The following is a 16,169-nucleotide window of genomic DNA, read 5'->3' as shown; positions in this document are numbered from 1 at the left end:
CTTTGGTAAATTAAAAGTTGAAATTGGTAGTTTACAGCAATACGCAAACGCCTCAGAGCTAACCAAAGCAATCAATTCCTGGATTAATTATTCCAATCAAAAGCGAATTCAAATAAAATTAGGCGGTCAATCACCACTCGATTTCGAGCGGCAATTAACTGCCTAATTAACAAAACTATTTAGTTCCAACTTTTTGGGTAAACGTCAGATTACGCTGCGCGGTTGTGGGGCCTTTTTAGTGGCGTGTGTTTATTGATCAATAAACGGATTACTCAGAACAAACACGTTAAGCAAGGGCGCCCATTGGGTCCCATGGTTGTAATTGTTCGGGTGCTTGTTCCTGTGCTGCCTTGAGGTCGTCAGCCATGAAGGCTTTGTTGACAACAACTTGGTAGCAGTATTGGTCCATCCACGCGTCACTCATAACAAAGTAACCTTGATCGCCGACCTTGTCACCCCAGGAATTTTCGACCTTCCACTTAGTGGGTTTGCCATCGACCAAGTCGACACCAGTAAGCACCATGGCGTGCGTCATGAGACTTTCACCGTAGTCGAGGCGTTCTGCCTTACTCATGGAGAAGTCGACGTCAAACAGTTCGTCCTTGGCGTACACCTTGGTGTCCATGATGCCGGCCTTCCGATCAGAACTTTGGCCAACGTCACAACCAAACCAGACACTTTGACCAGCTTCAAGCTGCGTAATGGCAAGTTTCTTGAAGTCAGCCATAGTAACGTTTAAGTGTTTAACTTCCCGGCCGTTTACAACGTTTCCGAGCATTTCAACGGAGTAGGTCTTGTTGTAGGCCTTATCAGCGGTTGGGGCGTTGATGATGGAAACGTACTGAGAAAGGTCCCAGCCAACGTATTTGTCATAGAAGGACTTCGGTGTCAGATCACGGTCAAGGTGGTAAGCCTTTTTCTCGTCACGATACTCAAAGTCGAAGTGTTGAACGGGTTCACCGAAACTGTAAGCCAGCATCCGGTACACTTCTTGAAGTTTGCGATCTTTTAATTCATCCAGTTCGGCACGACTTGCATGTGCAGCAACGAGTTCCCGGAATTCAACGGCGTCTTTCCGTAATTTCAGGTTCAACAACCCGTTGAAGTCACTGGAACTGGTGGCACTGTAAGTTTCTGGCATAACAGACTGGGGCACAACACCATATTTTTCAATGATGGCACAGATCATGTCCCACTGACCACCATCCTGTTGTGGTGTCGTCATAAGGAAGGCAACTTTACGATCCGTTAATGGTTGATCACCGGTTGCGATGACGTTTTCATAGAAGTAATTGGCCTTTTCAAACTTATCCCAGAAGTAAGTGTACGTTTGGGAAAGTTCGAAGTCACCAGGAAGGTTAAAGGTATCCTTCATGGCGTGACGCATGGTGTTCAATGCTGCAAACATCCAACAACGCCCACTTTGCTTTTGGTTGGCCACGTGGCCAGTGTCTAAATCAATCGAAAATACGGGGGTCATGTCAACGTTAGCAGCGTTATCCTGCGCGGTGGCAAGAATCCCGTTCTTTTTAATGGCGCGTTCTAAAATGGCAGCGTCTTTGCGTTCTGATAATTCATCTTGGTAGCGGTGAATTTGATCAGGGGTAATTTCAGTAGTCAAATGACTCACTCCTTTTCTTTTACATGGAGTTAGTATACTGCATTAGAAGTTGATTAGAAAGTGGCGATCACCCGTTTATGAATGAATGCAATAAAAAAACGGCTTCATCAAGGTGATGGCCGCTAATTTGTTGAGCTTATTTAGTTGAGGACCATGTCGTAGGCGACGTTGGTCTCATCAGGCCGACCCCCGACAACTGGGACCAAGCCGATGTAATCAAATCCGTTTGTTTCAATGACATGTTGCATGCCAAAGTTTTCGGGATGTGTATCGATGCGGACGCTTTCGACGTCTGAATCCTGTCGAATTTGTTCAAGCATGAGGTCGAAGAAATCGTGGGTTAGGTGATGGCCACGGGAGGCTTTCGCCATTGCAACACGATGAATGGAAACGTAATTTGTTGGTGTTGCAGGGACCCGCCACTTGCCGTCAACGATGCCTTCGTAAGCGTCGTCGATGCCCTTAACTAGGGAAGCAATGGCAAGAATTGTACCTTCGTCATCCTTTAAGGCAACCGTTTCACCACGGTCAATGTCGGCGGCGATAACGGCATCCTCTGGATAACCATTTTGCCATTGGTCAATGCCTTGGTCGGCTAAAAAGCCGCGGGCATCCGTAATGATTTCCTTGATGGCTGGTAAATCAGTCATTTCTGCGAAGTGTAATGTAACGTTTAAAGTTGATGATGTCATGAGACTCGCTCCTTTTTCGATTGAGTCATGGCACGTTCAGGATGACCCGGTGGAAACGAACTAGTATGCTCTACCGGGTTAATCAGATTAGTTGAACTGTCACGTAAGGATGATCGGTCCAAACGTTAACTGCCATGGCCCTCACACAATGTGCCGCGATTGCGGCCAGGTTGATTCACGAGGAATCATGACAGTGACCATATTATGGGTGGGTAACTCCTCATCAGTTACACTTTTCATTGGCTGGTCACTGCCTGATGAAAAGGTCAGTTGTTGACCACGTGAGAGCATTCTACACGGTTTAAATGAAAATGGCTACTCTTTTCAACATTAATTTTTCTCTCATAAATACGGTAAATAATGGTGATTAAAACATGGCGTTAATGCCGGTTGTGTAATGTTCACATGGTTTCTTAGAAAACTGCCACTTTTGAAAACGCATAATTGTCGCCAGTGGAAACAATTGATCGTCTGATCAATTAAAAAACACGCTGACAAGACCATCATGATGTCCGTCAGTGTGTCATTAACAAAAACTAAATTGGGTTAGGCGGTTGGCTTGGTGAATAAATCGGTCAACCACTCCTGGGCCAGGGTAAACCAGTGGGCAACGTGCGGGAGGTTTGTTCCCGGTTTCCATTCGGTCACCTGGTTGGCAAGGGCCAATCCGTGTGGTCCGTGATTGAAAAGGTGTAATTCTACCGGCTGGTGATGATCGGTCATGGCTTGCACATACTGAAGCGTGTTTTTCACTGGGACTGCCTGATCTTCTGCGGTGACCCAGGCAAACGTCGGTTTATTATGCACCGAAACGTGTTGTTCAGCGGCAAACCGAGCGGGATCATCAGTCCACTGAGCCAGTGTGTGTGCGTCCTTTGGAAAGCCAAGGTTGGGACTAATAACGGGATACCCAAGGATAACACCAGTCGGTTCCAACTGGTCTGGCGTGGATGCTGAAGCCGTCGTTAGCCAGTCAGTGTGCCAGTAATCATTATATAGACTAGTCAAGTTACCACCAACGGACATCCCGAAGATAACGACCTGGTCGTTAGCAACGGGCCACGCCGGCGTGGTCTTTAGCTGATGAACCGTCTGGGCCAGTTCGATCAGTGGCGCAGGAAGGAGCGGAATGATTTCGCCGATGAAGGAATAACGTAGGTACACGGCGTTGTAACCCTGAGCGAAGAAAGCAAGTGCGACACTTTCAGCCTGTGCTTCTGGAATATGCGTGTAAGAGCCGCCGGGGACGATGACCATGGTGGGGAAGGTCGTTTGCCCGTTTTGACCGGGGACATCGTGCATAAAGCCGCGAAAGTAACTGTGATCGTTGATCATGTGTTTGATTGTTTGCATGGCATTCACCTCACTAGGTATGATAGCTCAAATGATGATGCGTGGCGAGGGAGGCGGATTGTGTTTGTCTGGCGCCTGGATTAAACTAGCATCAAATAGAGCGGTGTTTGGTAACAAACCGCTGGAGGGACGAAATGGCAACTAGGATAGAAACAGACCGCTTGGTAATTCGCTCCATGAGTGAGACGGACTTAGCCGACTTTACGGCGATCGTTGAAAATGTGAACGTGGCACAACCAGCGGGGTTTCAAGCAACCAGGACCGAATTTGAAACGCATTTTTTGCTACAACAAACCTTGCACCAGCGATGGATCTGGGGAATTGAATTAGCGGAAACACACCAGTTGATTGGGACGATCGGGCTGTATGGTCGAAGCGATGAAAATGGTCGCCTTGCCCGGGGGGAACGGGACTTGGGCTACATGTTGAACGAAGCGTTTTGGGGACGGGGCTACATGAGTGAAGCAGTCGTTGCCGTGTTGAATTACGGTTTTGATCACGGGTTACAGGCGATTTTGGGCTCGTATTTTGCGGATAATACGCGGTCAGCCGGGATTTTTACAAAGTGTGGTTTTCAGTTCACACATCAGCTTCAGCACGACGAAACGGACTTTTTTGCCCCCGGAAAAGTGGAGCGCTTTTACAAGCTGACCCCGCTTGATTTTTGGCGCGCAACGGGCCCACAGGATTCGGCGAATAACCAGTAGTTTCGGGGGTTGTCGTGAGTGTGTGGTGTGCTATGATAAAAAGACAAACTGAGCGAAATAAAGTTGAAAAATAATTAATTTGATGAGGCCATGATGGCCAGGTGAACATATGCAATTAACAAAGGGCTTCGAGCAGGCAGCCTGCATTTTGGCATTGCTTGCCACCCAAAAACAAAATGTCCCCTTGACGTCCGTTGTGATCCACACACGGTTAGGGGGCTCACAAACGTACCTGCGTAAAATCATGCGTAAACTGGTTGTGGCGGGGCTGATTCAATCTGTTTCTGGCAACCAGGGCGGCTTTACACTGGGGCGGCCAGCGGATGAAATTAGTGTTTGGGACGCTGTTGTGGCAACCGAGATCATTGATTCATATCCAAATAACGGGCTAATTGATCAAGTTTTTGACGACTTAGAACCACTGGCCAACCGGGGTTCACAAGTATTGACAGATTTATTTGCTGAGGCTGATCGGCGGTATGCCTCCGCACTTCAAGCAGTGTCGGTACACCAAGTGTTGGTCAAAATCTTTCAGTCAACAATTATCCCGACGGTGGATTGGAACGATAGCGTTGAGAACGCAACTCGTTTTACGGAGCAGCTTAAACGGTTACTTCGTGGTGGCCACATGGTGTAGGAAGAGCAAAAGAACCGTTAATGAAAGCGATAAATCGTTAATCGACTAAAAGAAGACTTGCAATTTGCAAGTCTTCTTTTTATACTGTCGTTATATCGAATGAAGAGGTTGCGGCAATCACGAGTCGCTGAGACGAGGACAAACAGGTCCACTGACTTTCAGTAAAAGGGTGCGTCGCCGAAATCACAGGTTGCTGTTTCAATCTAGTGGTTGGGCCGTTGGTTAATAGCTAACGGACTGTCGTGGCAAATAGAAACGCCACGGAGCGCTATCAACGATTGACCAGGATAGATTAAAGGTGGTCGGATTGTTTAGCGTGTCGAATTGACACTTTGTTAAGCAAGCCGACCTTTTTTGTTTGTTCAGATTACATCCGGTGCTTCTCTTTGCAAAAAATGGGAGGAACTCGATATGGCAGAAAATGAAAATCGTGCGGTTAACCGGACGTTAAAGACGCGGCATCTTTCGATGATCGCGCTGGGTGGTAGTATTGGAACAGGGTTGTTTGTGGCCTCCGGGTCGGCAATCTCGACAGCCGGGCCTGGTGGGGCATTAGTGGCGTACATTGCCATTGGGCTAATGGTTTACTTCTTGATGACAAGTCTTGGTGAAATGGCGACGTACATGCCACTGACCGGGTCATTTGCGGCGTATTCAACGAAGTTTGTTGATCCCGCATTAGGATTTGCCATGGGGTGGAACTACTGGTTCAACTGGGCCATTACGTTGGCCGTTGATGTTTCCACGGCGGCGTTAGTTATGCAGTTTTGGCTGCCACATGTTCCGGCGTGGATTTTTAGTATCATTGCGTTAGCCATCATTTTTACGATCAACGCATTATCCGTTCGCTCCTTTGGTGAAACGGAATACTGGATGTCCATCGTTAAGGTGGTCACCGTTCTTATTTTCTTAGTGGTTGGGGTCTTCACCATCCTAGGAATTATGGGCGGCCATGCAACCGGCTTTTCTAACCTGACGTACAAGCATGCGCCATTTGTTGGTGGGATTCCGGCGTTACTGTCCGTCTTCGTTGTCGCTGGGTTCTCGTTCCAAGGGACGGAGCTGATCGGAATCGAAGCTGGTGAAAGTGAAACACCAGAAACGAGTATTCCAAAGGCGATCCGGCAGGTGTTCTGGCGGATTTTATTATTCTATATTTTAGCCATTTTTGTTATTGCCTGCATCATTCCCTATACCAGCAAGGATCTTTTGGGATCAAGCGCAACGGATATCGCCATCAGTCCGTTTACGTTAGTCTTCCGCCGTGCCGGGTTGGCCGCTGCGGCTAGTGTCATGAACGCCGTCATCTTGACGTCCGTGATTTCATCCGCTAATTCGGGGTTATACGCCTCAACGCGGATGCTGTATTCACTTGCAAACGAAGGGTACGCGCCAGACTTCTTCGGGAAGACGAACAAGCGTGGCATCCCAATGGCTGCATTGATCGGAACCATGATCATTGGATTACTAACGTTCTTAACCAGTATCTTTGGGCCCCAGTTGTACTTGTACTTGGTGGCGGCGTCTGGGTTGACTGGCTTTATTGCCTGGCTCGGGATCGCCATCAGTCATTATCGTTTCCGGCGGGCATTCGTTAAGCAGGGGCACAAGGTGAGCGAATTGCGCTATCACGCAAAGTGGTTCCCGGTTGGCCCGTTACTCGCGTTTGGCCTTGGAATCATCGTGATTGCAGGCCAGGACCTCAAGTCATTTGCAAACTTTGATTTGCAGGCGATCCTGATCACGTACATGAGTGTGCCACTGTTCTTGATTTTGTGGGGTTACTACAAGATTCGGCATATGACGCACATGATTCCACTGGATCAGGTGAATCTGTCGCCGAAGACACGGTCTGAAAGCTATTCGACCGTTACTGCTGATTCAGAGGTTGCTGGGTCATCAACGGATACGAACACACATACTGATTAAGCTGCAATGCGCATGATGGTCATTGTTAAGGTTTCAAGATAAAGTAATTAAAGCGGCCGCTGTGAGGGGGAACCATTCACAACGGTCGTTTTTTAATGGATGATGATGGCATGAGGCGTTCTCACCTTTTTGTCATGAAATAAATATATTCATGGAAAGGTTGCAAACAATGTAAGCACTCCCCTGCGCTTCATGCCGGGGCTTCTTCGGTTAAACACGGTTATGACAGAACGATTACGATTTATTTTTTTGGCTACAAGATATGCCACTGATTTTTAGACGTGCTACAATATGTAGCAGATATTTAAGGCAAATAATGATTGCGCTAGCTCACGTTGCGTGGTGTCGTGGTGGTGAGCCGTTTAGTGCGCCATTAGCATGTAGGGTAGACAAATTGGCAGCTTAGGACAGAACTTAGGGGAGACAAGACATGATTGTTTTAGCAGGAACGATTGGTGCAGGAAAGACGAGTTTAACGGATCTTCTGGCCACTCATTTGAACACGCAGGCATTTTATGAATCAGTGGAGGACAACCCCATTTTGCCGTTGTTCTATAAGGATCCTAAAAAGTATGCGTTCTTACTGCAGATTTACTTTTTGAACAAACGCATGGATTCCATCAAGGCGTCATTTGCTGATGATGCCAGTGTGATGGACCGGTCAATTTATGAAGACTCACTGTTGTTTCATTTAAACGCCGACTTAGGCCGGTCAACGGAGACAGAAGTGGACATTTACGACTCCCTCATGACAAACATGATGCAAGAATTGCCAGATGCACCACATGCGAAGAACCCCGACTTACTGATTCACATTGATATTTCGTTTGACACAATGTTAGAACGGATTAAAAAACGTGGGCGTGAATACGAACAGATCGATACAGATCCAGACCTGTACGAATACTACAAACAGTTGAATGCACGTTATACGGACTGGTATGAACAGTATAACCATGGTCCAAAGATGAAGATCGATGGTGATCAATTTGACTTCGTTGAAGATCCAACGGCGGCCCAGGCAGTGTTGGCCCAGATTGACGCGAAGTTAGCCGAATTGCAAGTTGCAACGGCATAATTTTTTGAAGCTGATGCTTGCAGGAATGGCGTGAATGGCTTACACTAAAGCCAATTAATGACATAAATAAACACAGTTGTTTTATGCGATGACTTAGAAAGCCGGTGGTTGATGAAAACCGGATCATCGCGCTTCCAGCAACGAATCACGTGGGCGGGTAACTCCCGCACGGCGAAAGTCGTTATCTTGTTTGAGCGCACCAGCGATGGTGAACTTGGGTGGTACCGCGAATTGACGTCATTCGTCCCAATTGATTGGGATGAGTGGCGTCTTTTTTGACTCATTAACCGCATAAAATGGAGGTCAAGCATATGCTAGACATTAAACGAATCCGGACAAATCCGGATGAAGCAAAGGCGCAGTTAGCAACCCGGGCTGTGAAGCCGGAACAAATTGATGACGTGTTAGCGCTGGATGAGAAGCGGCGTGAACTACTTCAACAAACGGAACAATTGAAGGCGAAACGGAACACTGTGTCAGATGCCATCAGTGTTGCTAAACGGAACAAGGAAGACGCAACGGCCCAAATTGCTGAAATGCGAGAAGTGGGAAGCCAAATTAAGGCGCTAGACGTTGAACTGGATGAAGTGCTCACGACGTTTAACGACAAGATGGCGCACTTGCCAAACTTCCCCCATGACACGGACCCCGTTGGCCCAGATGAAAACTACGCCCGTGAAGAACGAAAGGTGGGGGTCATTCCGCACTTTGACTTTGAACCTAAAGCGCACTGGGACATTGGTGAAGACCTTGGAATCTTGGACTTTAAACGGGCTGCAAAGGTCTCTGGTGCCCGGTTCGTTTACTACATGGGGATGGGTGCGAAGCTAGAACGCGCCATTTATAACTTTATGTTGGATCAACATGCCGAGGAAGGCTATGAGGAAGTTATTCCACCTTACATGGTCAACAGCGACTCAATGTACGGGACGGGCCAATTTCCCAAGTTTAAGGAAGACGTGTACCAACTGGCCGATGAAGATTTAACGATGATTCCAACAGCCGAAGTGCCGCTGACAAACTACTACCGCGCTGAAGTGCTGGACGAAGCCCAATTACCGGTGTACCTGACAGCCTTGTCACCAAGTTTCCGGTCAGAAGCCGGTTCTGCTGGACGTGACACACGGGGCTTAATCCGGATGCACCAGTTTAATAAGGTTGAAATGGTGAAGTACGTGAAACCCGAAGAATCTTACAATGAATTGGAAAAGATGACGACGGACGCTGAGGACATCTTACAAAAATTGGGACTGGCTTACCATGTTATTACGTTAGCGACCGGCGACATGAGCTTTACGGCAGCCGAGACCCACGACTTAGAGGTATGGATTCCGCATCAAGAAACTTATCGGGAAATTTCAAGTTGTTCTAACTGTGAAGACTTCCAGGCACGGCGCGCACAAATTCGTTACCGTGACCACGACGGCAAGGTTCACTTGGTTCACACGTTGAATGGTTCTGGTCTTGCTGTTGGTCGGACCGTTGCCGCCATTTTGGAAAACTACCAAAACGAAGACGGTTCTGTCACCATTCCAGAAGCACTGGTTCCTTACATGCACGGGGTAACAAAGATCACTAAAGAAAACGCACGGATGAACTAGGGTTTAACTGACGTTTAAAGTGCACATCGTAAAGGTGAGTTTCCGTTTTGGGAGCTCGCCTTTTTATTATGGCAAACCAATAGGCATGTGATCCTGCAATACGGTGAACTGATTGCTAAACAATGGTGGATGGGGAAGCGCAAGGGGCTCATGAAAACGAAAAAAGTTGAAGAAATAAATGGAACAGTATTGACAGTTTTTCATTGAAAATGATATTATCTAATAGTTGTCTGATGAGGAAGAGAGTCAGATGCTGCGGATGTGGCGGAACTGGCAGACGCGCTAGATTTAGGTTCTAGTATCTTTTGATGTGGGGGTTCGAATCCCTTCATCCGCATCAGTATTTGCCGACTTAGCTCAGCTGGTCAGAGCACCGCTCTAGTAAAGCGGGGGTCGGAGGTTCGAATCCTCTAGTCGGCATTGTTCCAAGTTAATATGCGGAAGTAGTTCAGTGGTAGAACATCACCTTGCCATGGTGGGGGTCGCGGGTTCGAATCCCGTCTTCCGCTTTTCGTAACCTTGTTATGAAAATGCACCCATAGCGCAACTGGATAGAGTGTCTGACTACGAATCAGAAGGTTGTAGGTTCGACTCCTACTGGGTGCATCATTAATCGCCACCACCAATCCTGGTGGCGGCGATTTTTTCGGGATATAGCTCAGCTTGGTAGAGCACTGCGTTCGGGACGCAGGGGTCGCAAGTTCAAATCTTGTTGTCCCGATTACTAGCCATCACCGGTTACGGTGGTGGCTTTTTTTTGTTTCTGATGGGTAGCTGAACGGAGTCCATGATGAAAATGATTGGGCGAAACCTGACTTGCGTTAAAGGATTGGCTCTCCACGAACTTTTATGGCATGATGAACGTAACATTTAAAATGAGGATGGCAGAAAATATGGAAACGACTTCAGTAATTTTAGCGGCAATTCAAGCAGCCGACACGATCATCATTCACCGGCACCAACGGCCTGATCCAGATGCACTTGGTTCACAATTTGGGCTTCGAACGTTGATCAAGGCGGCGTTCCCCACCAAAAAAGTGTACGCCGTTGGTGATGTTCCAACGGATTTGGCGTGGCTCGGCTTGCCAGACCAAGTTGCTGACGCGACGTTTGCCAATGCTTTAGTGATTGTTGTCGATACGGCGAACACGGAACGCATTGATGACGGTCGCTACGTACAGGGCCGTGAGTTGATTAAGATCGATCACCATCCGAATGATGACGCATTTGGCGATCCGCAATGGGTGTTACCAGAAGCTTCCAGTACGTCGGAACTTATTATGGATTTGGTCAATGCTAGTAACGGTCAATTGCCGCTGACGGCAAAAGCAGCGCGGCTGTTATATGCCGGAATTGTTGGGGATACCGGGCGGTTCTTGTACCCAGCCACGAGTGCTCACACGTTACAGATTGCGAGTCAACTCCTGGCAACAGGGATTGATGCTGCGGAAGTGAGTCGCCACGAAACTGAACTCTCCCGCGGTGTTGGTCGGTTGATGGGTGATGTTCTGACTGATCTTGAAATTGATGTAAACGGAGCGGCTTATTTTGTGGCAACTCAAGAACGATTGACAGCGCTAAACGTAACAACGAGTGAAGCACACGCGGTGGTTTCAACACCCGGTCGGTTAGAGGATGTCATTGCGTGGCTCCTTGTTGTTGAAAACGCCGACGGAACGTTCCGGGTCCACTTGCGGTCAAAGGGACCAGTGATCAACGGATTGGCGAAGGGTCACCATGGTGGCGGACACGATTTAGCAAGTGGTGCGAATGCAGCTGATCAAAATGAATTAATGGTAATGAAGACGGAACTTGCGAACCTTGTTCAAAATTGGCGTGCTAATCAGTAATGCAAGCGTTTCACTTGGTTAATGGTTCCTAGTAATGTTACATTGACGGTAACGAACGTTTAAGGGAGTGACGCCATGCTGACACAACGTGAACATGCCGTTGAGGTTTTTGAAAACTGGTTAATACGTGAACACAAAGTGACCCGCGAATTTGAATTGGTCCGTCATTTGGCTCGGTTAGACGCTATCATGACGGGTGATCAAATTGCACCAACCGTTGCCGACCAGGCAGCTGCTCAGGCGGCCAGTCGCTTAAGTAATCATGAATTTTTGAAGTGTCTACTTAAATTACCGTTTCGCCAGCAGGCGTTGACCTCGTCCGGAAAACGGGTGCTTGAATGGTTGCACCAATCGTTGGCTACGGCCCACAGTCATGTGTTTAGCAACGTGGGATTATTACTCGAAATCGTGCTAGATCAAGAGGATAATCATTCAGTGGCACAGTGGGACGACGCAACCATTAAGACGGCGACTAGTTTAGCAAAATTATCGAATGCCCAGCTCCTCACGGTTTTTGCTGAATTGGCTGGGAGTCTTGATGACCCGATGCACTCGCCAGTGCGCCAAATGGTTGGTCGCCGTTATCATTAACGTTGGCTAAAATAGGTGATTAACTGACCTGTCATGAACATCTCGTTCTGACGGGTTCTTTTAACGGTGCGAAAGGGTGAAAATATGTCAAAAAAAGGATTACGGTTAACGGTCCTGGCCTGGGGAATTATGATCGTAGAAATGGTGTTACTCACCATGTGGCCAGCGGCGCATTACATCACGCAACAAAATCTCTGGGGCTGGTGGCTCGCGTTAGGGTGTTTGACGCTGAGCTTGTTACTCGGGATTTGGTGGAAAAAACAACGGCGGGGCTTGGTTATTTTGTCGTTGTCGATTGCGGTGGCCGTGCTGTTTAGCCTGTTTACACTTTTGGTCGGCCTATTTTCAGAAACGGGGCTAACACGGTACGCGGTTGGCTTGCTTGCGCTATTGGGGATAATTTGTGACATTTGGTGGTACGGAACGGTTTATGAACGGCGTAATCGCCTAGTAAAACAGTTTCCGTTTGATAAAACGGATTAATTAATGAAGAAATGTGTTGTGGGGTGTTACAAATGAGGGAGCGAAACGGCCACGTCTTGGTCGGAATTTTATTGGCAAGTGGTGGCGCCATGCTGTGGGGAATCTCTGGCGTTTTTGCCCAAGTGTTATTTACAGGTGCTCATCCAGTGACACCAGCATGGTTGACGGCGGTTCGGATGACGTTTGCGGGCTTATTACTCCTTACTTATAGCGTGGTGACAGGCAAGCATCCGTTTGCCGTGTGGAGGACACCACGGGCAGCAGGGCAGCAAGTTTTATTTGGGTTACTGGGACTGATTCCCATCCAATTCTTTTACTTTTTGGCAATTCGGTATGGAAATGCGGCAGTTGCAACAATTCTGCAATTTTTGGGTCCAATCGTTATCGCGTTGTACTACGTCGTGTTTCACCGGGAATTGCCGTCGCGCGCAGAAGCAATTGGCATGGTGTTAGCGTTGCTGGGGGCCTTTTTTGTCGTGACACATGGGCAGCTGAATCATTTAGCTGTTTCGCCAGCTTTGCTCTTTTGGGGATTGATGTCAGCAGTTGCCGTAGCGACGAGTACGTTACTGCCGCGTCCGTTGTTACCGACGTACGGGTCCGTTAATGTTAATGGGTGGGGGTTGTTTATTGGTGGGATTGCCATGAATTTTATTCAACCCATTTGGGTCGGCGTGCCGCCGTTAACGATGAAAACCGTTCTGTCTGTTAGCGCAGTGGTTTTGTTTGGAACGCTAATTGCGTTTGTTATGTACTCAGTTAGCTTGATGTACATTTCGCCAACCACAGCAAGTTTGCTGGATGCGTTCGAACCACTCGCAGCAACCGTCATTTCGATTACAGTGCTCCACATTCCGTTTGTTTGGGCAGATGGTGTTGGGGGATTGCTGATTATTTTAGCGGTTGTGATGCTATCACTAGGCTATCGAACGCCGAAAAAGGCAGGTTAGTCGATTGTGAGGGCGTCACGTGGAACCGACTTCAAAATTCCCATATTAGTGATATAATTAACATTGATATTAAAAATTGTTGGGGGTAACACACAGTGAAGATTATTGCTTACGGCATCCGCGATGACGAAGAACCTTACGTCGAAGAATGGGCCAAAGAACAAGGAATTGAAGTAAAGGCCGTTAAGGATCTATTAACGGAACAAACGGTTGAACAAGCCGCTGGATTTGACGGCGCCGTTGTGTACCAACAAAAGCCATATACTGGTGCAATTTTGGACCGGTTGGCTGAACTTGGTGTAAAGTACATGTCATTACGGAACGTTGGGGTTGATAATGTCGACGCCGATGCTGTTAAGCGTAACGACATGAAGGTCACAAATGTCCCAGCTTATTCACCAGCAGCCATTGCTGAATTCACAGTAACTGAATTAATGCGGTTGTTACGTCGGACACCACAATACGCACATCGCCAAGCAACGGGTGATTTACGGTGGGCACCAGACATTGCCACTGAATTGAACCAGTTGACAGTTGGTGTGATTGCGACTGGCCGGATCGGCCGCGCAGCCATCCAAATCTACCGTGGTTTTGGTGCGAAGATCGTTGCTTATGACGTCTTCCACAACCCAGAATTAGAAAAAGATGGCATCTACGTCGACACTTTGGATGAATTGTATGCCCAAGCTGACGTGATCTCACTGCACGCCCCAGCAACGAAGGAAAACTTCCACATGCTGAATGCGGAAGCCTTTGGCAAGATGAAGGACAACGTGTACATCTTGAACCCAGCTCGTGGGGACTTGATCGACACTGACGACTTGATTAAGGCCTTGGACGACGGCAAGGTTGCTGGTGCAGCCCTTGACGTTTACGAAAACGAAGTCGGGATTTTCAACGAAGACTTTGGTAGTTTCGATGCCATTCCTGACGAACGGTTGAAGAACTTGATGAGCCGCGAAAATGTGTTGGTTAGCCCACACATTGCCTTCTACACGAAGACAGCGGTGCGGAACATGGTGCAATTTGCATTGAACAACAACCGCCAATTAATTGAAACAGACACTGCCGAAAACTTGGTGTCATTTAAGTAGAAGAGAGCGAAAACTAATGCGATTAGGCCTGCTCATCTAACAGAAAACCCGCACCATGGACTGAACTTTGTCCATGGTGCGGGTTTTCTGTTAGATGAGACGAGGCTTGCATTAGGTTTCGCGTTTGCGGCGGTTAAAGTCTGCGGACGGTTTGCTATAATGATTGTTAAACAAATCGAAATCAGGGGATGTTATTAATGGCGTTTAGTATTCAAGCTAAGGCAGCGGCGTTGCCGTTATGGCAGGCAAGTTTAGACCATCCGTTTATTGAACAGTTAAGTGCGGGGACGTTACCGGAAGCCGTGTTTCGGTACTATTTGATTCAGGATCATCATTATTTACGCGACTTCGCGAAGCTACATGAATTGACCGCGGCGGCAACGACCGATCCGAAAGTGACGGCATTGCTGTTGGAACTCGCCGCTGATTTACGGGCCGGTGAAATGGCGACGCGGGCGACGTACTTTAAGACACTGAAAATCACGGATGATGAAGTCGCTACGACGCCGCTGGCACCAACGACGTATGCGTACACGTCCCATATGTACCGGACGTTGACGGAACAAGGCCCGGAAGCGGCCATTGCCGGATTATTGCCGTGTGCATGGTTATACGCCGACATCGGGGAAACGCTGACTGGTAAACAGTCACCAGTCCCAATTTATCAGGCCTGGTTAGACAGCTATCAAGCTGCGAGCTACACGGATGCGGTGGCGACGCAATTAGCTTTGACGGATCGAGTGGCAGCGCATGCTGACGAGCAAACGCAGCAAGCCATGAACGCCGCCTTTAAACGGAGCACGTTTTACGAATGTTCATTTTGGCAAATGGCTCTCGATCAAGAAACGTGGGCATAATGTTTTAGATGATTCCGAACTGCTAACTAAAAGTTAGCAGTTTGGGATCTTTTTTCTGTCACTTCATCAAAAAAACGTGTATAGTAGTCTTCCCATGAAGACCAGAAACTTTATTATGACAACGTTGAGGAAACTTTTTCATTGCAAAAGCCGCGATTCTTCGTATAATAAAGTCAATATTAGTCAAAGATTGGGGTGAGCGAGGATGGAAGGCTCAACGAACATTTCTGATGTGATTGAGAAGTACTTAAAGAGCATTTTGGAAGGCGCTGACCAGGTGGAAATTCGCCGGTCAGACATTGCTGATCAGTTTAATGTTGTCCCATCACAAATCAACTATGTCATTAAGACACGGTTTAACATGCAGAACGGTTACATTGTCGAAAGTAAGCGGGGCGGCGGTGGCTATATCCGGATTGAAAAGGTTGACCTTTTTGCGGATGCAGACATCCTTGATAACTTGTTGAATGATGTCGTGGGGGATTCAATTAACCAGCACGATGCGTATGCGATTATTAACTCTCTGTTTAACGATGGGGTGCTTAAGGAACGTGAAGCAAACATCATTTTATCAGCCATTGATAAGGATACGCTGAACGTGGGCGATCATGATGTTGAATGTACGCTGCGCGCCCGGATTCTAATTGGGGTGTTGAACCGCCTTCGATTAGAGAATTAGGTTGGTGGACCACACGTTTGTACAAACGACAAACACGGGTCATTAAT

General features: G+C 47.7%; 16 protein-coding genes, 5 tRNA genes and 1 riboswitch. Of the genes, 18 read left to right on the top strand and 3 right to left on the bottom strand.

Going from position 1 to position 16,169, the window contains the following annotated elements; all coding sequences use genetic code 11:
* Positions 1-166 (top strand): IS3 family transposase (locus tag ACKTR5_RS03890; RefSeq protein ID WP_407879349.1); only part of this gene is annotated, 166 nt, incomplete at its 5' end.
* Positions 167-286: 120 nt separating this feature from the next.
* On the opposite strand, the gene ACKTR5_RS03885 is transcribed toward ACKTR5_RS03890, so the two are convergent.
* The 3 genes from ACKTR5_RS03885 to ACKTR5_RS03875 form a co-directional block, all read right to left on the bottom strand.
* Entirely contained in the window at positions 287-1,621 is a 1,335-nt protein-coding gene (locus ACKTR5_RS03885) for a C1 family peptidase (protein ID WP_407879345.1), read from the bottom strand.
* A gap of 140 nt (positions 1,622-1,761) precedes the next feature.
* Positions 1,762-2,313 carry a GNAT family N-acetyltransferase gene (locus ACKTR5_RS03880; protein WP_407879344.1) on the bottom strand — a complete coding sequence of 184 codons (552 nt, stop codon included), beginning with the start codon at positions 2,311-2,313 and terminating at the stop codon, positions 1,762-1,764.
* Between the two features lie 546 nt (positions 2,314-2,859).
* Positions 2,860-3,666: an alpha/beta hydrolase gene (locus ACKTR5_RS03875; protein WP_407879342.1), complete on the bottom strand. Its 807-nt coding sequence runs from the start codon at positions 3,664-3,666 to the stop codon at positions 2,860-2,862.
* Positions 3,667-3,800: 134 nt separating this feature from the next.
* On the opposite strand from ACKTR5_RS03875, the gene ACKTR5_RS03870 reads away from it, so the two are divergent.
* The 17 genes from ACKTR5_RS03870 to ACKTR5_RS03790 all read left to right on the top strand — a co-directional run bounded on the left by ACKTR5_RS03870 (position 3,801) and on the right by ACKTR5_RS03790 (position 16,122).
* Positions 3,801-4,373 (top strand): GNAT family N-acetyltransferase, encoded by a 573-nt coding sequence (locus ACKTR5_RS03870; RefSeq protein ID WP_407879340.1) that lies wholly within the window; start codon positions 3,801-3,803, stop codon positions 4,371-4,373.
* Between the two features lie 109 nt (positions 4,374-4,482).
* Entirely contained in the window at positions 4,483-5,010 is a 528-nt protein-coding gene (locus ACKTR5_RS03865) for an Rrf2 family transcriptional regulator (RefSeq protein WP_407879338.1), read from the top strand.
* A 94-nt stretch (positions 5,011-5,104) separates the two neighbouring features.
* Positions 5,105-5,290: riboswitch (Lysine riboswitch) on the top strand.
* A 131-nt stretch (positions 5,291-5,421) separates the two neighbouring features.
* Positions 5,422-6,939, top strand: coding sequence for an amino acid permease (locus tag ACKTR5_RS03860; protein WP_407879336.1), 1,518 nt, complete (start codon positions 5,422-5,424; stop codon positions 6,937-6,939).
* A gap of 430 nt (positions 6,940-7,369) precedes the next feature.
* A complete protein-coding gene (locus ACKTR5_RS03855; RefSeq protein WP_407879334.1) occupies positions 7,370-8,017 on the top strand; it encodes a deoxynucleoside kinase in 648 nt (215 codons plus the stop codon).
* Between the two features lie 311 nt (positions 8,018-8,328).
* Positions 8,329-9,618 (top strand): serine--tRNA ligase, encoded by a 1,290-nt coding sequence (serS, locus tag ACKTR5_RS03850; RefSeq protein WP_407879332.1) that lies wholly within the window; start codon positions 8,329-8,331, stop codon positions 9,616-9,618.
* A gap of 255 nt (positions 9,619-9,873) precedes the next feature.
* Positions 9,874-9,955 (top strand) — tRNA-Leu (locus ACKTR5_RS03845).
* A 9-nt stretch (positions 9,956-9,964) separates the two neighbouring features.
* Positions 9,965-10,038, top strand: a tRNA-Thr gene (locus ACKTR5_RS03840).
* A 17-nt stretch (positions 10,039-10,055) separates the two neighbouring features.
* Positions 10,056-10,127 (top strand) — tRNA-Gly (locus ACKTR5_RS03835).
* A gap of 23 nt (positions 10,128-10,150) precedes the next feature.
* Positions 10,151-10,224, top strand: a tRNA-Arg gene (locus tag ACKTR5_RS03830).
* 41 nt (positions 10,225-10,265) lie between these two features.
* Positions 10,266-10,339 (top strand) — tRNA-Pro (locus tag ACKTR5_RS03825).
* Between the two features lie 172 nt (positions 10,340-10,511).
* On the top strand, positions 10,512-11,468 hold the full coding sequence (locus tag ACKTR5_RS03820) for a DHH family phosphoesterase (RefSeq protein ID WP_407879330.1): 957 nt from the start codon (positions 10,512-10,514) through the stop codon (positions 11,466-11,468).
* 75 nt (positions 11,469-11,543) lie between these two features.
* Positions 11,544-12,059 (top strand): hypothetical protein, encoded by a 516-nt coding sequence (locus ACKTR5_RS03815; protein WP_407879328.1) that lies wholly within the window; start codon positions 11,544-11,546, stop codon positions 12,057-12,059.
* Between the two features lie 84 nt (positions 12,060-12,143).
* Positions 12,144-12,542, top strand: a complete 399-nt coding sequence (locus ACKTR5_RS03810; RefSeq protein ID WP_407879326.1) for a hypothetical protein — start codon at positions 12,144-12,146, stop codon at positions 12,540-12,542.
* A gap of 32 nt (positions 12,543-12,574) precedes the next feature.
* Positions 12,575-13,492 (top strand): DMT family transporter, encoded by a 918-nt coding sequence (locus ACKTR5_RS03805; protein WP_407879324.1) that lies wholly within the window; start codon positions 12,575-12,577, stop codon positions 13,490-13,492.
* Positions 13,493-13,587: 95 nt separating this feature from the next.
* Complete coding sequence (locus ACKTR5_RS03800; RefSeq protein ID WP_407879323.1) at positions 13,588-14,586, top strand: D-2-hydroxyacid dehydrogenase; 999 nt, start codon at positions 13,588-13,590, stop codon at positions 14,584-14,586.
* Between the two features lie 197 nt (positions 14,587-14,783).
* Entirely contained in the window at positions 14,784-15,443 is a 660-nt protein-coding gene (gene tenA / locus ACKTR5_RS03795; protein ID WP_407879321.1) for a thiaminase II, read from the top strand.
* A 205-nt stretch (positions 15,444-15,648) separates the two neighbouring features.
* Positions 15,649-16,122 (top strand): CtsR family transcriptional regulator, encoded by a 474-nt coding sequence (locus ACKTR5_RS03790; RefSeq protein WP_407879319.1) that lies wholly within the window; start codon positions 15,649-15,651, stop codon positions 16,120-16,122.
* The last annotated feature ends 47 nt before the right edge of the window (positions 16,123-16,169 follow it).

This window comes from Furfurilactobacillus entadae, from assembly GCF_045862745.1.
Taxonomy (GTDB): Bacteria; Bacillota; Bacilli; order Lactobacillales; family Lactobacillaceae; genus Furfurilactobacillus; species Furfurilactobacillus entadae.
Note: the sequence above shows the minus strand (reverse complement) of the source record. Positions and strands in the feature narration are given on the sequence as shown.